Raw genomic sequence first — 23347 nt, forward strand, 5'->3', positions numbered from 1 at the left:
ATTTTAGTGATTAGTGCAAGTGTACTTCAGACTTGAATCCGCGTTACAAAAAGCGCACCTTTTTTACAGTAATATTAGCTCTGTTGTATACAAGACTTCAGTCGGCAGACCCGTCAAAGAACCACCAATTGGCTCCAAACTAATTGCCAATAGTGCTATATCTTGGGCACTAAAGCGGCTGTCTTTGAGTAATGACTTAACACCACCTTTTGGTAAAAGGCCCAACGATATAGGCGTGTCCTGACCTTTGAGGATCATCCATAATTGATAATCTTTGTCATTTCTTGCAACTAACTTGTCACTGGCTTTAATAGATAGGTTTTGCTCATTAATATCAATAAACCACAGTGGTTGTTCTGCTGCATCTTTAAACAAAGCAATTTGTTGGGTAGGTTGCACTGGCGCTTGAGGCTGCCAAATAATTACTGCAAGTACAATACTGGCAGCAGTGGCAATGAGCGACCATGCCTTCCAAATATGTGCTCTAGGCTTGATTACATTAGAGTCAGTGGACGATGATTTAGCTGGCTCAGAGGCATCGATACGCTGAGATATAACTTGCCAAACCTCATCACTTGGTGGCTCAGATTGTATGGAGCTTGCTAAGTTATTTAAGTGCTGTTCCCATATCCATGTTGCTTCTCTAATGCGTGTTGAGGTGAGCATTAAACGCTGAAAACGTTTACGCGCTGAACCCGTTAGAGTGCCTAAAACATACTCTGCTGCAAGCATATCTATCAGTTTTTGATTGTCATAATTCATAGCGTTAAGCACCTCTGCAGCTGTTGTAAGCCCCGTCTGATCCAACTTTTAACTGTGCCAAGTGGAGTTTCTACATGATCCACCAGTTCGCTGTGAGTTAACCCTTTATAATAGGCTAAATGGATCGCTTGTTTTTGCTGCTCATCCAATTGTTCCATACAATCAACGAGTTTAGTCTTTTCTTCGTAATCAACAGTTATTGCAGTATCTGCAATAGGTTCAAAGTGATCGTTGTCGTCATCTAGGCTTTGCTCTTTACGCACCTTGTGGTAACGCAGTGAGTCCAAACTTCGATACCTTACAATACTGATCATCCAGCTAATAACTGTCCCTTTGCTGGCTTGGTATTCAGATGCGTTATGCCAAATTTTGACAAACGCATCCTGCAACGCTTCTTCTGCATGAGCACGATTAGTCAACATTTTTAAGCTGATAGCAAATAGTTTTGGGCTGGTTGCATTATAGAGCTTTGCAAAAGCCTGTTTATTTCCCTGAGCGGTTTGGCTCAGCAACGGCAATAGTTCATCGATTTCCATAAAGTTCCTGTTGTTATTATTAGTAAACGTTTGAGGTTGATAATTGGATGCAAAAAAGGTTTGCAGGGTTGAGTGCAGAGTATAACGTTCTAAATCTAGCAGTCATTTACGGCTTAGCAAGCTTATTCGATCAGTTTTTGAGCATGTAAAACGTACTAAATTAATACAATTAAAGCAAAAATAAGCTTAAACGTTAAAAAAATGTGTTTTTCAATAATAAAAGCACCGTTTTAGTTATGGTTAAACAGTGGGTGAATGTAATACACTGTGGGAAAAGCACACAACACAAGAGAGATTAAAATGGCAGCATTTGGTACGGTATTTATGCCACAAATGATCCAAGCGAGATTTACAGATAATGCTTGGAGTGAAAGCGAAATTGTTCCTTCAGATAAAATAGAACTGCACGCTGGGGCACACGTTCTTCACTATTCGAGTACATGTTTTGAAGGTTTAAAAGCATTTCGCCATGATGATGGCTCAATATACATTTTTAGAATGGATGCAAACATTGCACGTATGCAGCAAAGCTCAAAGTTATTAAGCTTGCCAAGCTTTGAAGGGCCTAAGCTTACGAAAATGATTACCGATATTGTTAAAGAATACGCTGACGAAACGCCTTTACCGCCGGGATCAATGTACATTCGTCCAACGCATATCGGTACTGAAGCTGCAATTGGTAAAGCAGCAGTGCCCTCTGCAAGTTCACTTATGTATGTTTTATTGTCGCCTGTTGGTGATTACTTTGCTGGTGGCTCAACGGCATTACGCGTTTTATTAGAAGAAGATGGCATGCGTTGCGCGCCACACATGGGAATGGTTAAAAGTGGTGGTAATTATGCCAGTGCATTGGCACCAATTTCAGCAGCCCGTGAAAAATACCAAGCAGATCAAATTTTATTTTGCCCAGGTGGTGACGTACAAGAAACCGGTGCTGCTAACTTTATTTTAATTGATGGTAACGAGATCATCACCAAAGCGCTCGACAGCACATTTCTACATGGTGTAACACGCCACAGTATTTTGACTATTGCCAAAGATTTAGGCATGACAGTGTCAGAACGTAACTTTACAGTTACTGAATTATTAGAGCGTGCAGCTAAGCCAGGCACTGAGGCTGCGCTTTCTGGTACAGCTGCTGTGCTCACTGCGGTAGGGATTTTTATTCATAATGATAAAGAATATAAAGTAGGTACTGGCGAGCCGGGTCCAACGACAACCCGTTTACGTCAAGCATTGAATGATATTCAGTGGGGTAAAGCACCAGATACACATGGTTGGTTAACCAAAGTAGACGTTTAATTTCTGTGTAATTCATTATGCCTAAGAGAAAGCTAGCCATAATACTGGTATGCTGAAACTTGGGCTTTTTCATTTCAATATCCTACGCTTACACTGTAAGTAACTCACACCTGTGTGTAAAATCAACGCAAAGTCTTCAATGAGAAAATTTTAGTTATTGAAATATAAAAACTTTTATTTTATTTATTTCGGCGTAATTATTGCAAACTACCTTACAAAGTGGTTTGTTTATTAAATACTAACCACATAAAATTAATAACAAAGGAGAGTCTATGTGGGCCGCAATTAGTTATATCGTGTTAGCAGTGGTATTTATTGTGATGGGCTGGCAAGTAGATGCTGTTTATTTTTCCATTATGTTTTATTGGACCGCACTCTCATTGCTGCTCGTAGGCGGCGCGTACGTGTTTAACGTAGCTAAAATTTTTCGTAAGCGCGAAAACGGTGTTATTCCGTTTTATATCCGTTGGGCTTTCGTGCCTTTTTTATTGGGTGCACAAGTGTATAACGCGTGGAGCCGCAAACGGGATAAAGTGCCGCCATTACAACAAATTAATGATCATTTATTCTTAGCGTGTCGTTTATTTCCCTCGGACATAGACACGATGAAAGAAAATAATATTACAGCTATCTTGGATGTTACCTGCGAGTTTGATGGACTCGAATGGTCTTCCACTCAAGAGAATATCAAGTACCTGAATATTCCAGTACTTGACCACCGCGTGCCTACGCGATCGCAGCTTAATCAAGCTCTTAACTGGATTGACCATCATATTAAAGCCGATCGTCGTGTGGTAGTGCATTGTGCACTGGGTCGTGGGCGGTCTGTGTTTGTTATGGCGGCTTATTTATTGAGTCAAAATAAAGATGCGGATGTTCATCAAGTATTAGCACAAATTAAAGAGACCCGTGAAACAGCTAATCTCAATAAGCACCAGTTACGTCATTTAGTTAAACGTCATCGTAGTGGAGAGTTGCTCATTAAGAACAAGGCAGTGTTAATTGCCAATCCTGTATCTGGTACCAAGCTGTGGCAACAAAAAAAAGATATGATTATTAATCGCTTGTCTGCTTATTATGATTTGACAGTATTAACAACATCAAAAGATGAAAATGGTATTGTATTAGCAAAGCAAGCTATGAATGACGGCCCGAATTTGATTATTGCTTGTGGCGGCGACGGAACAGTTGCAGAGGTTGCCAGTGTACTTGTTAATACCGATTGTAAACTCGGTATAATTCCGTTGGGTACAGCCAATGCACTCGCACATGTTTTGATGGGGATAAAATCTAAATTAATCCCCGTTGAAACGGCATGCGACCTTATTATTGATGGTCAAACTCAATATATGGATACAGCTTACTGTAATGGTGAGCTTATGCTGCTATTGGCAGGTGTTGGCTTTGAGCAAACGATGATAGAAAAGGCTGACCGTGAAAGTAAAAACGCGGTTGGTCAAGTTGCATACTTGCAAGGTTTTTGGCAAGCGTTAGGCCAGCAAAAAGCGCAAAAGCTGAGTGTGCAGCTAGACGATAACGAGCCTCAAGAGTTGTTTACAAACAGTTTGATAGTGGCTAACGCGGCTCCATTTACAACCTTGCTTGCACAAGGTAGTGGGCAGCCTGATCACAATGACGGCTTATTAGATGTCAATTGGCTAACGCCGAATGTAGATAATTCGACTAATGTATTTAGTATTGCAGAACTTGTTTTAAGCAGTGTAACGCAGGCGCATCTAGCGATAAACTCGCATCACACTAATGCTCGTCGGGTAGTGATAAGTGCTGCTGATGAGATTAAGTATGTGATAGATGGCGAGGTCAAAACAGCAAGCGAATTAGTGATCGAAATTGAACCTAACTCACTTGCTGTAGTGTGTGCAGAGCAGGCTGTTTAGTTACTTTTTAATACTTGGCCAGACAAAGCCGCTTGCTTGCGGCTTTGTTTCTACACAGTTATCCAGATAAAGCTGTTCGACCTTAGTGCGTGCCCAAGGGGTTTTGCGTAAAAATTTAAGGCTCGATTTAACGCTAGGATCAGACTTAAAGCAGCGAATGTCCACTTGCTCGCCCATGGCTTTCCAGCCAATTGTTTGTTCAAGTTTTACGACGATCTGTTCAAGAGTTATACCATGTAATGGATTGTTAGCTTGCTGATTCATAATTCACTATAGCGTTAAAAAATTCGGGGCTATTGTAGCCTATGTGGCCGTTGATACCAACGCGATATCTTTGTGCGGTATTTAATAACCCCAGTTTTGGCTAATTAACCCGAATTTTTTTAGGTGTTTTTGGGTAAATAATCTCATTCTTATCATCAAGCATTAACCAACTTAATGCACTGTTATTGTGATGTGGTTTTTTTGCAGCACACATGACTTTTAAATTAGCCATCACAATAACAGCGCCTTCACTGTAGCGTTTATCATCAAACCAGCACACAGACAGCTGCGCTATTGCATCTTGAGGGTTTAATAACAATGTTGTTTTTGAATTATTCCCAAAGCTATTTACTGAGTAAATAAAACAAACAAAACATAGACCTATAGTAGTTAAAATTCTCATATTCAGCCTTTGCATTAAAAAATAACTCCACTAAGCTTATACTCAAGTTACCAAGAATTACCAGTAGCAATTTTTCAATAGGTTGCTAATAAGTGTTTTAGAGTGACTTGGGTATAAAATGTGTTAGGGTAAATAATCAATAAAATAATAATTTCGTAAACAAGGTGAACACATGCAATTTAACCAAAAGATGATGGATGAATTTGAACTGCTTGCTAAATTTCCTGTTAGCAGCAAAATGCAAGGTATTAAGATTCATAGCGATGCCAACGACAGTGTTATTAGCGCCGCACAGCGTTTATTTGAAAAAGGGATTATAGATAGCCCAGACGGCGGATATTTAACCGATCTGGGCTTAGATTTAATTGAGCATGTTACTGTGATACACAGCGCACTGAGCAGTTAGCCTGCATCAGGCTGATTTTGTGGTGCTGCATCACTAAATGCAGCCAGTGTATTACAATGCGCATATATGGCTGCTATTTTAGGATATGCAGTCATATCGACATTAAAGCGCAACGCATTAAATACTTGTGGCACTAAACACACATCAGCTAGGCTTGGTTTGTTTCCAGCACAAAAATTATTTTTCTCATCCAGTAATAACTCTAGCTTTTCAAAGCCTACTTCAACCCAATGACGGTACCATTTATTTTTGGCTTCATCATCCACCCCAAGCTCAGTGCTTAAATACTTAAGTACGCGCAAGTTATCGATAGGGTGAATATCGCACGCTACGGCATAACTTAAATTACGGATATGTGCTTTTTCCCATGCATTGCCGTAAATCAACGGGTGTTGAGGGTACGTTTCATCAAGGTATTCTAAAATGGCTAACGATTGTCCTAAAACTCCTTCCTCAGTTTCAAGCGCAGGTAATAACCCTTGTGGGTTTTTACTCAGGTAGTGCTCACCTTGCTGCTCTGACTTTAATAAGTTTACAGGTACTAGTTCATGATCAATGGCTTTTAAATTAAGTGCAATACGCACACGATAAGCCGCAGATGAACGAAAATAAGTATACAGTTTCATGAAATGACCTTATTCAGCTTTAAAATGTTTTTTAATTGTACGCCAGCAATCAGTATAGTTTGGTTGGCGCTCTTTGCCTTCGAGGGCATATTTTGTAGGCGAAATTACATAGCGCGACTCAAACATAAAGGCGAGGGTGTTTTCGTAGCGCTGAGGCTCAAGTTCAGCATTTGACGCTTTTTCAAATACATCGGCTTCTGGCCCATGTGGCGACATACAATTATGTAAACTCATTCCACCAGGCACAAAACCATGCTCTTTGGCATCGTACACACCTTCAATTAGCCCCATAAATTCACTCATAATATTACGGTGATAATAAGGTGGGCGGAAGGTGTTTTCAGCGACCATCCAACGTGGCGGGAAGATTGCAAAATCAATATTTGCAACGCCTTCAGTACCTGATGGTGACGTAAGCACTGTGAAAATTGACGGATCTGGGTGATCAAAGCTTACTGTGTTCATCACATTAAAGCGTGCTAAATCGTATTTATACGGCGCGCTATTGCCTGTCCACGCGACAACATCTAGCGGGGAGTGACCAATATCACAGCTGAACATATTGCCATTAAACTTAGCGATTAATTCAAACTCGCCTTCTTTATCTTCAAACGCGGCCACAGGGTATTGAAAATCACGATCGTTTGCATAGCCGTTTGCGCCCACAGGGCCTCGCTCAGCTAATACATATGCGTGGCCGTAGTTTTCACAAATATAACCTCGGGCCGTGTCAGTTAGTAGCATCACTTGGAATTTAATACCACGAGGTATTACCGCAATCTCACCAGCCTTCACAGTTAAGTTACCACATTCAGTTTTAAGCAGTAGCTCGCCTTGCTGCGGAACAAACAGCATTTCACCGTCAGCATTATAAAAATAGCGGTCGGTCATTGATTTATTGGCTACATATACGTGAATACCAATCCCTGCTTGGCCATTAGCATTGCCATTGGCTGCCATTGTAATTAAGCCATCTATAAAGTCAGTGGGTGTTGATGGTATATCAATAGGGTTCCAACGTAACATAGTGGGTGGAGTCGGTACTTCAGTGATTGGTGCTGTGCGAATTAAGCCATTGTCTATTGCAGTGTAATCACCTTGTACCACTGAAGGGCGAATACGGTACATCCAAGTGCGACGGTTATCAGCACGCGGGGCAGTGAACGCTGTTGTACTAAATTGTTCAGCGTACAAATCATATTTTACTTTTTGAGGGCTAAATTGACCAATAGGTAATGCACCGGGTAGGGCTTCGGTTTCAAACTCATTACCAAACCCTGTCATGTATTTTAATTCGCTTGTCATCACTCGACTCCTTTGTGTTTTACTGTAAGATACTCTCATGTGAGATTAAATTCAAACCTTCTGTTTTTATCGTGCTGTACATATTTATGAACAGGCAAAACACGACTGTAAAGCCCATTTGGGCGGAGATTTAAGAAGATGGCACTCGATTTAGCGACCTTTTTACCTTATCGATTAGCAAACCTAGCCAGTAAAATGAGTGAGGAGTTTGCGGATGTATATCAACAACAAAGCGACTTAACTATTCCACAATGGCGTATTTTATTTAATTTAGCGCAGTTTGGGCAAAGCCATGCAAAAGCTTTGTGTGAGCAAGCAGCAATGGATAAATCAACTGTGTCACGCGCTATCAAAGCATTAATAGATAAGCGTTATGTGTTGAGTTTAGAGAATCCACAAGACAAGCGAGCCAATCTACTGGCACTGAGTGATGAAGGTCATAGTTTATATCAACAACTGGCACCAGCTGCATTAGCGTGGGAGCAAGATTTATTAGCGTCATTAACGCAAGATGAGTATACGGTTTTGTTAAGTTGCTTAAATAAATTACAGACAAAATTAGAGGCGTAAAACAAAAAGCCCATCAAAAGATGGGCTTTAGAATAACGTGTACCAAATTAACTTGGAAAATTAGAAAGTGTATTTAACACCAACACGCATTTCCCATAGTGATGGTCTTGACTCAATGCTTGTACCTGATGGGTCTTTAAACTCATTAAATACATATTGGCCATTCACGATGTCAGCTGAAACAGCACTTTGTAGTGCACTGCCCGTTTTAAGTACGCCCCAGTCATCGTTTATCATGTTACCGATGTTTTTGATAACAAAGTAAGCTGAACCTTTTTGGCCTTCGCCAAAGCCCATAAACTCTTGCTCAACTTTGAAATCTAACGTTACCCACCAGTCGCCATCGACGCTGTTACGGTTGTTAATTTTACCGCGTGTTAGGCCTTCACTTTCAACCCACTCATTAAATGCAGCTTGGTCAAAGTCATCGCCATACACAACTTGGCTGTCGTCAAGCGTTGGTACGTAAAGTAATTGACGGCTGTTGTCGTTAAAGCCTAAACCACCTGAGCGCGAATCAAACGCGTACGAGTACGGGTTTGTTTGCTGAGCTTGACCAAATAAGTTGAACTTAGTCTCGTAGCCATCAAAAATTTCATGGTTGTACGATACGCTCATTGTGAATCGATGAGGGATTTCGTAGTTAGACGTTGCAAGACCTGGGTTTTCTGGATCTGATACCGCCACGCCATGGTAGTTTGAGAATGCCACAGAGCTGGTCATTGGGTGAACATCTTTGGCAATGGTGTACGCATATGAAAGCGCTAAATCAACACCGTTATCGAAAGATTTATTCATCGCTAATGATAAAATCTGCGAGTATGCGTCGTCACCTTTTACATTGGTAAGAAGGAAATCTGAATTTCTTGGGTGATTGCTATCGCTGTAAACTGGACGGCCATCGGGCGCAACTGACGTTTGTACATTTGCTAAATTCTTTACTACAGCAGAATCTTGCTTATCAGTGTAAAGGTAATCAACGTTAAACACGTAATCGTTTTCAGTGATGTATGTCGCACCTATTGAGTACTTCCACTCTGAAGGAATTTCAAAGTTTGGATCTGTAACGTTAGTGCTTGCATCAGCACCACCTTGACCAACTTCGTCATAAAGGTCTTGTGGAATGTCGTAACCAGGTTGGCCATTGCCATTAAATGCAACTGCGTTATCACCTAAGATTTGCATCCCTTTTTGATTAATCTGGATATTACGAACGCCATCGTTTGAGTAGCTGTTTGAAATCCATACATTTGGGTTACCGCCAGAATAAAGGCCAATTCCGCCGCGGAACTCTAACTGATCGTTGTAAATCCAGTTAATACCTAAGCGTGGTTGTAATAAGTCAATACCGTCTAAGTTTTGGCTGTTTGAAAAACCGTAGCGATCTTCAAAGTTTTGGTTATGTGTTGGTACATCATCACTGGTGTAAAAATCATAACGAAGACCGGCAACAATTGAAATATCGTAATCAATCAGGTCAAACTTATCTTGGAAGTATAATGTGTTTAACGCGTATTTGAATTCACCCGCTGCATCGTCTGGATTATGGCTTGTCGCATTACCGTAGTAAACACGTGCAACCCCATCTTCAAAATCTTGTAATGAACTAAAGCGGTATTCACCTTCATTGTGTTGTACAAATAAGTTGAATACATCTAGCTCTTCACGCTCATAACCAAATGAAAGTTCGTGGTCTTCTAGGTAGTAAGTACCCGCAAGTTTAAGCGATAAGTTATCGTATTTAAGTTTATTCGCTTGGCGAGAGTCATCTGGACCAAGGTATACGTCAACATCACCAGTATCGACTCTAAACTCACCAAAACCTGATGCAGCATCAAGTGAATTTTGACGGTTATCAAGTTTTGAATAGCCTACGCGTACTTCAGTTGAAAAGTCATCTGTCCAATCTGAGTAGAACGACGTTACGTATGATTGAAGCTCTGCGCCGCGCTCATAGAAGTGATTTGATAAAGATAAACGGCTAGAGCCACTATCAGATTGCGCCAGTGAATAACCATCGTTGTAGTTATACACAAAGCTTGCACGGTGATCGTTGCTGATGTTCCAATCAAGTTTGATTAAGATTTTTTCATCTTCAACTGGCATACTTGGTACCATAGTACCTGGATCGTAGTCATAAGAGTCGATAGAAATTTGTCTAATGCGGTCTACCGTTGCTTGGTCAATACGGCCATTTGCAAACGGGGCATAGTCAAAAATTTGTGCGCCTTCAAGCTTTTCGTATGAAGTGAACAAGAATAACTTATCTTCAATTAGCGGAAGACCTACATTAAAGCCATAACGTTTTTCTGAGTAATCACCTAAGTCTTGTTTTTCGCCTTCGATTGAATCGCCAGACATTGCATCATTGGTGTAGTCGTAGAAAAAGCCACCTTTGATTTCATTTGTACCAGACTTAGTTACTGCGTTGATGTTACATGATGTGAAACCACCATATTGTACATCAAATGGTGCAAGCTCTACGGCTACTTGTGCGATTGAATCGAAAGAGAATGGCATTCTTTCAGTTGGATAACCGCTTGAGTTCAAACCGAAGTTATCGTTCATACGAACACCATCAACAGTTAAGCTATTGAAGCGTGGGTTACCACCACCACAGTTAATAGCGCCTGCGTTTGTCTCGTCAATATAGATACGTGGGTCGGCACGAATAACGTCTTTTAAGTCACGATTGATAGCTGGTTTGTTTTCTAAATCATCTAAAGAGAAATGAGAAGCAGGGCCAGTGCTGCCTGATTGTGAGCTGATAGGTGCACCACTTACAACAATTTGTTCCATTTGTTGTGAACGCAGGGCCACAGAAATAGGGTAAGTTTGACCTAGTGTTAAATAGACGTCGTCTAGTTGCGCGTCTTCGTAAGTATCAGAATCTACGATTATTTTGTATGGGCCACCAACACGTAAACCCTTTGTAGAAAAGTTACCTTGTTCGTTTACCGTTGTTGTTTTTGTTGAACCAGAAGGTATATGAATAATAGTAATTTGCGTGCCTGAGGCAGGGTTACCATTAGGGCCTGTGATTTGACCTTTTACAGATGATGCAGTTTCATTTGCAAAAGCAGCACCACTTGCGCCAACACATGCTGCAATAGCAAGTGATAACGCAGTTTTGCGTAGTTGAATTTTCATTATTAATTTCCCGTGTAAGGTATTATATTTTAGTAATTTTAAGTTGTAACATGCTTGGTTTGCTAAGCATTAAATTGTACCCATTCATTTTATTACAAATAGATTACATTGCACACAAATTTGTAATAAAAATAATGATAGGCGCTGAAATGAGTGCCTTAATCATGAAATACACTGTAATTTAAGTGTTTTTTATGACAGTAGTATGAAATCGATTATTTTAGATATAAAAAAACCCGCCAATAAAGCGGGTTTTTGATTATTCACTTACACAGTGGTATTAGAACTTGTAGCTAATGCCAATTTTAGCTTGCCATGCAGATGATGACGTTGTGATTTGGCTGTAGTTACGAACATCAGCACCGTTATAACGGCTATCGATGATGTAGCGGCCTTGGTCATCTAAACCACCAAAGTCATACACAGCTTGGTCAGAGAAACCTAGGCGTTTTTCAACACCCCAATCGCTATTAAGCAAGTTTGCGAAGTTATCAACCATGAAGTAAACCTCACCGCTGTGGCCTTTAGCAAAACCAGGGATTTGTTGCTTGATGCTTACATCCATTGTGGTAACCCAAGGTTGAGTACCTGTGTTACGGTTTAGGATAGTGCCACGTTCAGAAATACCTGCACGATTAAGGAGTGTTTCAAGTTCTGACCAAGTCATGCCTGATTCTTCCCAGTTTACATTAGCGTCATCAGCCCCTGTTGGGATATACGCTAAGTAAGCAGAGCTTGAGTTAAAATCACGTGAGTCACCTAAATCACCATCTCGGAACATACCCATAGTGTAACTAAATGGACGACCTGAACGACGCTCAAAGTACATGTTGAACTTAGTTGCATAACCTGCGAAAAACTCAGTGTTGTAGCTCACGTTGATTTTAAAGCTGTGCTCAACTTCATATGAACCACGGTGCGCTAAATCTTGGTTACGGTTTTGCGTAATGTTGTACTGGTAGTTACTTTGTGCACGCGATGAAGAACCTGATGCTGCTTCAGTGATATCTTGGTGCGCATAGCTTGTTGAAATATAAAGACCGTTGTCCCACTCTTTTGCAAGAGCTGTTGAGAATACAACTGAACGGCCATCTTCAGACGAGTTGGTCATCGCAATATCAAAGTTATCTTGTAAATCGCCAGTGTAGATACTCTCTTGAATTAAACGATCACCATCAGCAGCTGTGCCAACAGGACGAATGGCTGTGTTGTGCCAAACCGCTTCATTTTCTTTGATGTGGTAAGCAATTTCTGCCTGCCATTTAAAGCCGTTGCCTAGTAATGCTGAATCAAAATCGTATTCAAAGCCTATTTGCGAACGAATGCTTGAAGGTAATTCAAAGTTTGGATCAACATAGTTCGTGCTACCTGCACCTTGAACTAACGTGTTTTTGATTTCATCTGGTACAACGGTAATGTCTGCAGGGTTAGCCGCATAGTATTCGTCGATAGCGCTTTGTGGTGCTGCAACGAATGTAATACCGTCATTTTGGTATGAATTGTTATACCATACGTTTGGAATACCACCTTGGAAACGACCAATACCACCATTGATAGTAAGGGCTTCGGTTGCATAATACTTAAAGCCAACACGTGGTAAAATAATATCTAAACCGTCTAGGTTTTCTTGGTTAGTAAAGCCATAGGTGCTCGCAAAGTTTTCATTCAGCGTTGGTTTGTCATCTGACGCTAAACGCTCATAACGAATACCTGCTGATAATTCTAAATCGTCGCCAATGTAGAATGTATCTTCAATGTATAACGCTAATTGGCTGCGTGTTGCATCGTATGCTGTATCTGCTGGGTTATTTGTGTACGCATTGCTGTAAGAGAAGTCATACGTATCTCTAAAGTTACCTACTTCACGGTTTGCAAATCCGTCAAACGTATCGAACTCCCACGAGCCTAGTGAGTTTGCGGCGAATAGATTGTAAAGGTTAAGTGACTCGTAACGCGCACCAAAGCTAAGCTCATGCTCATCTAAAAGGTAGGTTGCGTCAAGCGTTAAGGTAAGGGTTTCAGTTGCAGAAGAGTTTGCATGGCGGAACTCGTCAGTACCAAACTGGAATGCAGGCCCACGGAAGCGCTCTTCAACTTTTACACTACCGATGTTTGAATTTGTAATGCTGTCAGAAGTAACATCTTTGTATGCAATACCGATTTCAGTAGAGAAGTCTTCATTCCAATCAGAGTAAAGCTTTGATGAGAAGTTATTAAACTTAGTTGCATAGGTGTAACGTGATGATGCTAAATCAACCGTACTACCGCCTGTGCCAAAATTACGCTCATCTTGGTCATCTTGCCACTGGTAAGTAAAGTCTAAACGGTGATCATCATTAACGTTCCAGCTTAGTTTAACCAATAAAGATTCATTGCTATCTTCAGGGTCACCACCTAATGAGTCTTGCATGCCGTAGACTGAATCTAGAATTGAGATAAACTGGTTAAAGCTTTCTTCAGATACATCGTACTCGTTGGTCGCGCCTGAATCTTCAAAACCGTAATCTAGGTCAAGCTCGCTCTTCCAGCTGTTGTAGTTTACAAAATAAAATAGTTTATCTTCAATTAGCGGGCCGCCAATATTAAAGCCAAAACGCTCTTCTGTTTGGTTTGGTGATACTTTGTTAACTTCATAGGTGCGGTGGCCATCTTTATCTAATACAGGACTGCCATCAGCTGTAATTTGTGAAATGCTGTCCACATCACCGGCGATATCAGGTGTTGATGTTTCGTAAAAACCAGAAAACTTAAACTCGTTAGTACCTGACTTTGTTACGGCGTTGATTGTGCCGCCACCAAAGTTACCTTTAGATGCAGAGAAAGGAGAAACATCTACAGAAATTTGTTCGATCGCATCAAGTGCTACAGGAGGTTGCGCAGTTGGGTAACCACCATAGTTAAGACCGAAGTCATCGTTTTGGCCAATGCCATCAACTGTTAAGCTATTTGAACGCGGGTTGCTACCAGCAAATGTTAGTTCGCCATTACCGTTGATGCTTGCAAGTGGGTTTAAACGGGCAACATCTTTAATATCGCGATTAAAGCTTGGCATATTATCGATGGTATCTTCACCGAATACGCTGCTAGAACCACCTGACTGTTGTACAATTTTATAGCCAGATACTTCGATCTTTTCCATGCTTAACGGTGCTAACTGTGATGATAAACGATATGTATCACCTAGCTCTAAATAAATGTTATCCAACGTTGTGTCATTAAACGTGTCTGAATCTACAACAACCGTGTAAGGACCCCCTACTCGTAGACCATTTGCGATAAACGTACCACTTTCGTTAGTCGTTAATTCACTCACAGTTCCTGTTGGTTGGTGGATAACTTTAATTTTAACATTGGCAGCGGCAGCGCCAGAAGGCGTTGTAATTTTACCGCGCATTGCTGATGATGTATCTGCTGCCATAGCACTCGTTGAAACACCTAAAGCGAGTATTACCGCTCCAGTTAATTTCGAAAGACGAAGCTTGTTCATTTTGTTGATTCCCGTGTAATAGGTTATTTAAGGTTTTTACTAATTGATGTTAGATGGCATCTTAAGTGCCTTTTCTAACGGTTTTGCTGAGTTATCGAACAAAGTATTCAATAACCCTGCGAGTCTGATACCGGCTTGCAGTAAGCGCGTTTTAACAATAGGAACATTGTCGTAAATGTAGCTATAACTAACTTTATCGATTTCTAGTTTGTATAAGTTAGTTGCTAAGTTATGTGATTCGGTTAACCATTGCTCAGGTGAGCTTGCAAGGTACTCAGCTTTTATTTCAGCATTATGAATATCGATAAATTGCGCAAACTCAGTGAACGATAAGTTTTCGCTTTCAACTAATTTGGTATCCCACAGTGAATGCAGGTTGGTGTTTTCACCAAAGAAGGTTACTTTTATGCGGTTCCCACCTCTATCTTCGGCACGGCCAGCGTGAAATGGTTGGTGTGCATCACCCACTAAGTGAACAAGAAACCGCAGGCTAAAACGTTTAGCGTCCACAGTACTTTTTTCGTTCTTAAGCGTCTCAATAGCAAAGTACATTCCTTCAAGAATATTTTTTACGTTATCTTTATTTAATTGATGAGAATGGTCGTGAGAAAACTGTGAAGAATTAGTAGGGGAGTTAATATAATGCCAGCGAGAGGATTTCTTTTGCCAAAACTCACTTGGGTTCGAACGCATTTCATCAGCCCAAGTAGATATTTGTGCAAGGCTTTCACCTTCTAATAGTTTGCTAAGTGATGAGCGGGTGGTGTCGGTTATGTGGTTATCGGCAACCTGGCCAACAATCCTGTGGCCATTTTGACCCCAAGCGAGCGCATTTTGGGATGTAAAAAGAATGCTAATAGCTAAAAAACAACTGAGACCACTAATCCGATTGCTTAACATTTGTATTTTCCTAAAAATAAATTAACTGCGTACTGAACTATTCTTAGAGGTCAATTGTCCTGATTTTTAGTGGAATAGGAAGGACTCAACAAGATTCATAATTTCTTGTTCATAAATTATATTTATCAATGGGTTATTTGTTTTGAGTAAAATTACCTATTGTAATGAGTAATTAAAATTGTTCAAATGGTGATATATTCGCTTTTGGATTGTTGAAGATTTGAAAATTAAGCAGCAGATATTATCTCACTCTACATTTGTTACAGTTTTACTACTGTTTTTTGTGATGCTTTGGTTTGTCACTCAATTGATTGTGGCTACTGAATCGAAAACGCTGAAGCCTTTAATTGAAACGTCGAGCCGTTGTTTTACATCTGCTTCGCAAAACAAAGAGCAATTAATTATTTATGCAACGTCACAAAAAGTAGCTAAATCAATTATTAATAGTTTGTGTGAAGATGCTGTTGTGACAAAACAATACGGTGAAGTGCGAGGCTTTTGGGGGTATCGTACTGCTGACAGTATTGAGTTTGTGGGTAAAGGAATTGCAGATCTTATATTAGCGAAAAACAATATTATGTCTGCGTTTAAGGCTGAATCTACTTATAACTATCAACCAATTGTGGGTTTTCCTAGCTATACCGCATTTTTTATTTCAGCAAAAGAAAAGCCTAAAATCGAAAAACAGTATTTTTTAGATAAGCGAATTGGCTTATTAGATTATCCAACCAGTCGCTCAGGTCATATTTTACCAAAACAGACGTTTAAAGAGTTAGGTATCAACTTAGAAAACTTAGACGTAACCTACGCAAGCTCCCACAGTGAACTTAGGGAGTTACTCGCAAACGGTGAAGTAGATATTATAGCCTCATTTTGGAAAAATACAGATCAACAAAGCTTTTCAAAAAACTATATTACGCCTATTAGTAATAATATTATTGGCACACGCTGGTATTTAAAAATGCAACACGAAAATACTGACTTGCTATGTGCTATTCAAACAAATTTATTGGCATTATCACAATCACAAACGTCTACTTACTTCAATCATGTTGAGCCCTATTGGCAATGCAGTGATTCAGGTGCTGTTTTTTTAGGAGAGGGTGATGATTAATAAATTTTGCCAAGTGGTTATAGTACTTGTTTTTACCACCTCTATAGTGATTTTTAAAGCTGCGGGCTATCTGCAACAACAACACAATATTGAGAATGTTATTACCCAAGCAGAAAAGCGTATAGCGCTTGATATACCTCGGTTAGATTTATCGAATGCGTTTTTAAAACATTCGGGCAATAGTGCAGCGATCAAAGGCTACCTCACGCGTTTGAATAAGGCCCTAGACAGTGACGTTGTGACTGTGGAGGGGGTTGGCGATACGAAGATAGAAGTAGCAGATTTAAGCAATAAACAGTTAATTGTTCGCCATCTTAAAACCAGTGATGACAGTGTTGCAGTCACGTTTGGTATTAATCATACATTGTGGCAATTATCTGACTTTATAAGCGCATTAATTTTGGCTTTGTTTGCTTTAGCTTTTGGTTATTGGGCTGGGAATATTAAACGCTCCAAAGCTGGTGCTATTAGGGCACGCAAGAAAGCAGATGAAACGCATGTGCCAGAGCCGTTTAAACTTGTTATAGATCTTAATACTAAAACGTTGGGTAGTACGCATGATGCAGCATTGAGTGTATCATTAGCTAATAAACCATTATGTTTTTATTTAGCACTGATTGAATTTTGCAGCGAGCAACCAGATACCATTTTAAATCAAAATAAGAATGTGCCAGATGAGTTGATAGATATTGCAAACAAATATTTTTACCGATTAACAGAGCTCGGACACACGATTCGTAAACGGCCCAACTTTTCTAACAGTTTAGAAAAAACACTCAGTGAAATTCGTGCTGCATTAGATGAAGTGTTAGTTGAATACCCAGAATTAAAAGAGATTTATTACCCGCCGAAAGCGCATGGCGAAGGCTCTCGTTCAAGGCTTCATAGCTATGGTTTGAACCAAGTTAGCAGCGAATGTATAGAAGTGATTGGTAAATAACTGAGCTAAATAATTAAACCATGCAGTTTATACAGTTAATAAACCTTTAAGTGAATATAAGGTGGGAATTGCTGAACGCAATAGAACAGCAATTTATTAATTAACTGTAGCAGCACTGAGGTTAATTGAACCTCAGTGCTGCTAATTGTTTACTAAAGTTTACTTAGGTGCAAACGCTGCAGCATTGACTGGGCTGTTTTCTGTAAAGAAGCGCTTTAATGCTTGGGCGTCGGTTTCGTCAGTGCTAACAAACCCCTTACGGTTGGTCAGTGTTGGGTATCCATCGCCGCCAGAGGCGTTATAACTGTTAATGCTCATACGATAAGTTGTGTTCAAATCCAATGGCTGGCCATTAATAAGTACATTAACTAGTTTGCCGTTATCGCGTTTGAAACTCAATTTATGGTACTGCATGTACGCGCCAGCATCGGGTGGAAAGCTTGTTACAACCTCTAAGTAATCCCATAAATCCTGGCCTTGCCAATCCATGAAGGTGATGCGATTTTTAAAAGGGTGGACTTTCAAGATGTCTTTGTAACTTACTTCACCGGCAGCAATGCTATCGCGAATACCACCACCACTAATAATACCAAAATCAGCGGCTACTGTGCTCATTTGGGCTGCAATTATTACGCGTGCTAAATTAGTTTGCTGATAACGAACCTTATTACGGTCACCTTCTAATTTTGCATCAACAAAGCCGATTTTGCCTTCAATTTGCTTAGCCCCTTTGGCTTGGTAGTCAGCTAAAAATGATTTTAGCTCAGGGTTAGGTGTGATGTACTTCGCTGCCAGAACGGGTTTTGTTCTGCCATCTGCTTGTGGTTGCTCAATGTATAAATTTACAGGAAGTAATTTGTAGTCAATTAATGTTAGTTGGCCGTCTTGTAGTTTAAATTCAGCCTTACCTACGTATTTTCCCCATTCGTGCGCTTGCATGATCCAAGTACCATTTTGCTGATCTGGTTTACACGATTTACCCGGGCCAAAACTATCATCGTTGATATTTTTATCTGCCATACAGATCGGCTCTTGAGAGTGGCCGCCGATAATCATATCCAGTGTGTTTTTAGGGAGTGAACGAGCAAGTGTTACATCGCCTGGAGCATTAATCCCAAATGCAGCATCTACAAAGTGCCCCATATGTGTAACAGCAATGGTAATGTCTGGTTGGTATTGATTCTTTATCCTGGTAGCTAGTTTATTGGTTACGTCTATTGGCTCTTTGAACTCTAAACCGCCAATATATTGTGGGTTACCTATTTTAGCTGTATCGGTAGTGGTTAAGCCAATGACCGCAATTTTGAGCCCTTGTTTATTAAATATCTTATAAGGCTGAAATGCATTTTTACCGGTTTTTTTATCAAAAATATTAGCTGATAATAAGGGAAAGTTTGCCCATTGCTGTTGTTTTTTTAATACACTTAAAGGGTTATCAAATTCATGGTTACCAAGCGCCATTGCATCATAGCCTATCAACGACATACCTTTAAAATCTGGCTCGGCAAATTGTAAATCAGACTCAGGTATACCTGTATTTATATCGCCACCGGAGAGCAGTAAAACAGCATGACCTTGCTGCTGGGCATCACTGCGTAATTGATCAATCAACGTTTTGCGTGCCGCCATGCCATATTCGCCTTTTTCATTGTGCCAAAAGCGACCATGATTATCATTGGTATGTAATACAGTTAAATAGCGAGCTTCATTTGAAGAAGTTGATTCGTGTAAAGTGGTTTTATTACTACAAGCAGTAACACTAAATAGTAAGAGGAGACTAATAATTACGCGCATAATGTGACCCGTGTTGTCAGATGCTGTTCATTAAACGCGTAGTTTAAACTAAATTTATGACTAAATAACGTATACGGTGCGACTTTTTTAGTTTTCAGTCTCTAATTGACCCGTGGCCGCTAATTGTCTGCGGTTAAGTTCTTGCTCAGCGAGTGCTGATTTCTCATGATTGTTACCCACCATCCAATTTAAAAAACTGGCTGGGAGTTTGGTATATGATTGACCTTGATGTAAGCCAAAATCGCAAATCTGCTCATTGCTTTGTGACATGACGGTATATCCTGTTGTGTGTGTTTTTATTGTCGGGGTCATCCTAACAAATAAAAAACTAAGAATTGAGATCATTTAGTTTTAAGCAGCGTCTATTTATAACATCAACGAATAAAGAACAATGTGTAAGTAAGTGTAACTCAGTTGTAACTGTTTTGAGGTGATTTGTATTTTTAGTGGTTTGTTGCTCGTAATTGACTAAGTGTTTGTATAGTATTTTCATTAAATTTACATAAGAACAACACTTTAACTGGAAACAAAAACAATGAAAAAAATGATATTAGCAGGGCTTTTGGCGGTAACAACATTTGCCAGCAGCGCAACTGTAGTTGAAATGCAAACCTCGCAAGGAACCATCACTATAAATTTATTTGATCAACACACACCGAAAACAGTTGAAAACTTTCTGAGTTATGTAAACAACGAATCCTATAACAATACAGTGATCCATCGTTCAGTTAATAACTTTGTGATTCAAGGTGGTGGATTCACTTATGACAATGAGTTTAAAGCAATTGAAACATCGGATGCAGTTGATAACGAGCCTGTTTTATCAAATGTAAAAGGCACTATCGCTATGGCAAAGTTGGGCAATGATGCAAACAGTGCCACCAGCCAATGGTTTTTTAATTTAAAAGACAACAGCGAAAATTTAGATAATCAAAATGGAGGTTTTACTGTATTTGGCCAAATTACGGCTGATAGCTATGATGTAATTGATGCAATTCGTGAATTAACACATTGCGGTGAAATACCTGTTGTTGGCATCACTACTGAGCAGTGTGCAGATCCAGATACTGTTATTACTTCTGCTAATTTAGTTTCGATTAACAGTGTTGTTGTTTTGGATGACGATCCAAACTCGTCAATAAATCTATCACCAAAAGAAAGTACAAATAATAATGGTGATGGTTTGATTGTTACCCCTGATGAAAGTAGCTCTGGTGGCGTTATTGGTTGGTTTGTACTGCCATTAGCGTTATTAGGTTTTAAACGCCGTCGCACTGTTTAGGAGTATTAAAAATAGTGCTATCAATTGTTGATGGCACTATTAAATTTGTTATTTAAACGCTAAATACGCGCAAAACAATGAGTATCCACAGTACTAAAATCAATAAGCAGCCAATTAAAAAGCTGTAATAACGTGGTTTTACATTATTTGCACCGACATGAATCAGCGTGTGCACTATTCTTGATACCACAAATCCCCATGCAACGGCTGTGAATAAAGTGCCAACTGCGTTCATTTGCATTGCAGCTAGGCATGCAATGAAGAAAAATACGGGCATTTCGAACTGATTGATAAAATTTCTATCTGCCACTCTTACTCTGTCTCCTGCGTGTTCGAGTTTCATGGTCGCGAAATCAGACATTGAGATTGTTTTGTTTTTTGCAGCAGCGAATCGACGACGTCCCATGATTACCATGACTGTAAAAGCCAACAAGACCTGTGCAAACATCGCCAATAACAAATACTTATCCATTTTGAGTCCTTTTTATTATTTAATTATAAAACTTGCCCAGACTAACAGTTTGTTTTTGCAATTTACAATGTGTTACAAAGTAAATAGGAAAATGATTGCAAGCATTTTGATATTTACCGATCATTCAAACAATAAATTAAGTGATGGATTAGCCCCGAATATGAAAAAAATTATTACCCTAAGTGCAATAGCGCTTGCTGTTTTATCAGGTTGCGGCACAACTACAACAACACCCGTTCAACAAAATACTGCATTATTATCAGATACCTTAGTAATAAGCCCAAATGACAATCGCGAATATAAAACGCTTAAGTTAAGCAATAACATTGAAGTGATTTTAGTCTCAGATCCAAGTGCAGAAAAGTCAGCAGCGGCACTGAGTGTAGGAGTAGGTTTATTACATGATCCTATGAGCCAACAGGGCATGGCGCACTATTTAGAGCATATGTTGTTTTTAGGTACGCAGCGCTACCCAGACACTAAAGGCTACTCTGATTTCATGACTAAAAATGGTGGTGCCCACAACGCCTACACTTGGCTTGATATCACTAATTACATGTTTAAAGTAAATAACGATGCCTACGATGAAGCCCTTGACCGCTTTGCCGATTTCTTTAAATCGCCTAAACTTTATCCTGAATACACAGATAAAGAAAAAAACGCCGTAAACGCCGAGTGGTCAATGCGCCGTGAAATGGACTTTTTTGGCCAATTTAAACTGGCACGTAAAATGATGGGCGATCACCCAGCTAACCGCTTTTTAATTGGTAACCTTGAAACGCTTGGTGATAAAGAAGGCAGCTCACTCCATAAAGAAACCGTTGATTTCTACAACAAATATTACTCTTCAAATATTATGAAAGTGGCAATGATTTCTAATTTACCACTGAGCGAAATGGAAGCAAAAGCACAAACGTATTTTGCTGATATTGAAGATAAGAAAATTGACAAGCCAACAGTCACTAAAAAGCTTGATTTTGATAACGTTGGCGGAAAACGTGTTCATTACGCACCAAACGAAGACGTAAAACAGCTACAGCTTGATTTTACTATTACTGATAATAGCGATGAATTTGCGGTTAAACCAAATCGCTTTGTTGCTTACCTACTCAGTAATGAAATGCAGGGAAGCCCAGCGCAAATATTGCGTGATAAAGGCTGGGTTTCGCAATTATCAGCAAGTAGTTCTCCTACGCACTACGGCAACTATGGTGCACTTACGGTTGATATACAGCTGACTGATGAGGGCATGAAAAACCGCGAAAAAATAGTCGCGACTATTATGCAATATATCGACCTTATCAAAAAAGAAGGGGTTGATAGCAAATACTTTAATGAAATTCGTACATCGTTAAATAATCAATTCCAATTCTTAGAAAAGGGCGACGAATTTGGTTATGTCAGTAACTTAGCTGGCAGTATGCAACAATACCCAATTAATCATGCTATTAATGCGCCGTATCATTATGCGAAGTTTGATGCAGATGCGATAAACAATGTGCTTAAGCAATTAAACGCCGACACTCTGCGAGTTTGGTATACATCTAAGCAAGAAGAAACCGATTCAAAATTACATTTTTACGATGGTAAATATCGCATCGAAGATATTAGTGATGAAGAAATTGCCAGCTGGAACAAGCCAAGTGAGTTTGACCTTGCATTGCCAACGGTAAACCGTTTATTGCCTGAAAGCTTTGCGATTAAAACCGCTGAGTTCGGTGAGCAAGAAAACCCAGAGTTAGTCTATGACAAACAAGGCGTAAAAGTATGGCGCCAAGCAAGTCAAAACTTTGCTGAGCAACCTAAAGGTTTAGTCGAAGTGTATGTAAATACACCTGACGCACTTAGTGATATTAAAGCCAAAGTTCTTTATTCAGTATGGGCTGATTTATATAATTTACAACAAAGTAAATTAAGCACTGAGGCTGCTGTTGCAGGCATGAGCGTAGGTTTAGAAGCAAGTAATGGCTTGATCTTATCATTAAGTGGTTTTACGGATAAGCAAGATGTATTGTTGGCACAAGCGCTTGAATCAATTAATGTTCAAACGACGCAGCAAGGCTTAGCGCAAGCGCTAGACCGCTTCCAACGTGGCTTACTGAATAAACAAAAGCAATTTCCTTTCTATCAAGCATT

The 23347-nt window shown here is 39.8% G+C and carries 20 protein-coding genes; 8 read left to right on the forward strand and 12 right to left on the reverse strand.

The genetic code is table 11. From position 1 onward, the window contains the following. Window positions 1–63: 63 nt before the first annotated feature. Together ACFI4Z_RS18445 and ACFI4Z_RS18450 are read right to left on the reverse strand one after the other, a co-directional pair. Entirely contained in the window at window positions 64–762 is a 699-nt protein-coding gene (locus ACFI4Z_RS18445) for an anti-sigma factor (protein ID WP_462671819.1), read from the reverse strand. Then, the gene (locus ACFI4Z_RS18450) at window positions 759–1298 is read right to left on the reverse strand and encodes a sigma-70 family RNA polymerase sigma factor (protein WP_462671820.1); all 540 of its coding nucleotides are present in this window, start codon (window positions 1296–1298) and stop codon (window positions 759–761) included. The genes ACFI4Z_RS18445 and ACFI4Z_RS18450 overlap by 4 nt, the downstream gene beginning before the upstream one ends. 267 nt (window positions 1299–1565) lie before the next feature. On the opposite strand from ACFI4Z_RS18450, the gene ACFI4Z_RS18455 reads away from it, so the two are divergent. Together ACFI4Z_RS18455 and ACFI4Z_RS18460 are read left to right on the forward strand one after the other, a co-directional pair. Then, window positions 1566–2600, forward strand: coding sequence for a branched-chain amino acid aminotransferase (locus ACFI4Z_RS18455; RefSeq protein ID WP_462671821.1), 1035 nt, complete (start codon window positions 1566–1568; stop codon window positions 2598–2600). Between the two features lie 272 nt (window positions 2601–2872). Next, a complete protein-coding gene (locus ACFI4Z_RS18460; protein WP_462671822.1) occupies window positions 2873–4498 on the forward strand; it encodes a diacylglycerol kinase family protein in 1626 nt (541 codons plus the stop codon). Here ACFI4Z_RS18460 and ACFI4Z_RS18465 read toward each other — a convergent pair whose 3' ends face one another. Further along, window positions 4499–4762 carry a VF530 family protein gene (locus ACFI4Z_RS18465; RefSeq protein ID WP_099296652.1) on the reverse strand — a complete coding sequence of 88 codons (264 nt, stop codon included), beginning with the start codon at window positions 4760–4762 and terminating at the stop codon, window positions 4499–4501. A 100-nt stretch (window positions 4763–4862) separates the two neighbouring features. Then, complete coding sequence (locus tag ACFI4Z_RS18470) at window positions 4863–5165, reverse strand: DUF1496 domain-containing protein (protein ID WP_462671823.1); 303 nt, start codon at window positions 5163–5165, stop codon at window positions 4863–4865. Between the two features lie 172 nt (window positions 5166–5337). Here ACFI4Z_RS18470 and ACFI4Z_RS18475 point away from each other — a divergent pair, with 172 nt between their 5' ends. Next, window positions 5338–5571 carry a TIGR02647 family protein gene (locus ACFI4Z_RS18475; protein WP_099296654.1) on the forward strand — a complete coding sequence of 78 codons (234 nt, stop codon included), beginning with the start codon at window positions 5338–5340 and terminating at the stop codon, window positions 5569–5571. Here the strand turns inward: ACFI4Z_RS18475 and maiA are convergent. Further along, window positions 5568–6197 carry a maleylacetoacetate isomerase gene (gene maiA / locus ACFI4Z_RS18480; protein ID WP_462671824.1) on the reverse strand — a complete coding sequence of 210 codons (630 nt, stop codon included), beginning with the start codon at window positions 6195–6197 and terminating at the stop codon, window positions 5568–5570. The genes ACFI4Z_RS18475 and maiA overlap by 4 nt on opposite strands. A gap of 9 nt (window positions 6198–6206) precedes the next feature. After that, the gene (hmgA, locus tag ACFI4Z_RS18485) at window positions 6207–7502 is read right to left on the reverse strand and encodes a homogentisate 1,2-dioxygenase (protein WP_462671825.1); all 1296 of its coding nucleotides are present in this window, start codon (window positions 7500–7502) and stop codon (window positions 6207–6209) included. A gap of 138 nt (window positions 7503–7640) precedes the next feature. On the opposite strand from hmgA, the gene ACFI4Z_RS18490 reads away from it, so the two are divergent. After that, window positions 7641–8072, forward strand: coding sequence for a MarR family winged helix-turn-helix transcriptional regulator (locus ACFI4Z_RS18490; protein WP_135473276.1), 432 nt, complete (start codon window positions 7641–7643; stop codon window positions 8070–8072). Window positions 8073–8132: 60 nt separating this feature from the next. On the opposite strand, the gene ACFI4Z_RS18495 is transcribed toward ACFI4Z_RS18490, so the two are convergent. From ACFI4Z_RS18495 to ACFI4Z_RS18505, 3 genes are all read right to left on the reverse strand, one after another. Next, on the reverse strand, window positions 8133–11222 hold the full coding sequence (locus ACFI4Z_RS18495) for a TonB-dependent receptor (protein WP_462671826.1): 3090 nt from the start codon (window positions 11220–11222) through the stop codon (window positions 8133–8135). A gap of 280 nt (window positions 11223–11502) precedes the next feature. After that, complete coding sequence (locus ACFI4Z_RS18500) at window positions 11503–14709, reverse strand: TonB-dependent receptor (protein WP_462671827.1); 3207 nt, start codon at window positions 14707–14709, stop codon at window positions 11503–11505. Between the two features lie 39 nt (window positions 14710–14748). Next, window positions 14749–15609, reverse strand: a complete 861-nt coding sequence (locus ACFI4Z_RS18505; protein ID WP_462671828.1) for a S1/P1 nuclease — start codon at window positions 15607–15609, stop codon at window positions 14749–14751. A gap of 220 nt (window positions 15610–15829) precedes the next feature. Here ACFI4Z_RS18505 and ACFI4Z_RS18510 point away from each other — a divergent pair, with 220 nt between their 5' ends. Both ACFI4Z_RS18510 and ACFI4Z_RS18515 read left to right on the forward strand, forming a co-directional pair. Beyond that, window positions 15830–16723 (forward strand): PhnD/SsuA/transferrin family substrate-binding protein, encoded by an 894-nt coding sequence (locus ACFI4Z_RS18510; protein WP_462671829.1) that lies wholly within the window; start codon window positions 15830–15832, stop codon window positions 16721–16723. Beyond that, window positions 16716–17663: a hypothetical protein gene (locus ACFI4Z_RS18515; protein WP_462671830.1), complete on the forward strand. Its 948-nt coding sequence runs from the start codon at window positions 16716–16718 to the stop codon at window positions 17661–17663. Before ACFI4Z_RS18510 ends, ACFI4Z_RS18515 begins: the two co-directional genes overlap by 8 nt. A gap of 159 nt (window positions 17664–17822) precedes the next feature. Here the strand turns inward: ACFI4Z_RS18515 and ushA are convergent, their stop codons facing one another. Then, on the reverse strand, window positions 17823–19457 hold the full coding sequence (gene ushA, locus ACFI4Z_RS18520; protein WP_462671831.1) for a bifunctional UDP-sugar hydrolase/5'-nucleotidase UshA: 1635 nt from the start codon (window positions 19455–19457) through the stop codon (window positions 17823–17825). An 87-nt stretch (window positions 19458–19544) separates the two neighbouring features. Then, window positions 19545–19727, reverse strand: coding sequence for a hypothetical protein (locus ACFI4Z_RS18525; RefSeq protein ID WP_462671832.1), 183 nt, complete (start codon window positions 19725–19727; stop codon window positions 19545–19547). Window positions 19728–19992: 265 nt separating this feature from the next. On the opposite strand from ACFI4Z_RS18525, the gene ACFI4Z_RS18530 reads away from it, so the two are divergent. Further along, window positions 19993–20739, forward strand: a complete 747-nt coding sequence (locus ACFI4Z_RS18530) for a peptidylprolyl isomerase (protein ID WP_462671833.1) — start codon at window positions 19993–19995, stop codon at window positions 20737–20739. 52 nt (window positions 20740–20791) lie between these two features. Here the strand turns inward: ACFI4Z_RS18530 and ACFI4Z_RS18535 are convergent, their stop codons facing one another. Next, a complete protein-coding gene (locus tag ACFI4Z_RS18535) occupies window positions 20792–21211 on the reverse strand; it encodes an MAPEG family protein (protein WP_462671834.1) in 420 nt (139 codons plus the stop codon). 160 nt (window positions 21212–21371) lie between these two features. On the opposite strand from ACFI4Z_RS18535, the gene ACFI4Z_RS18540 reads away from it, so the two are divergent. Then, window positions 21372–23347 (forward strand): insulinase family protein (locus ACFI4Z_RS18540; RefSeq protein ID WP_462671835.1); only part of this gene is annotated, 1976 nt, incomplete at its 3' end.

Source organism: Pseudoalteromonas sp. RWi3, from assembly GCF_054960735.1.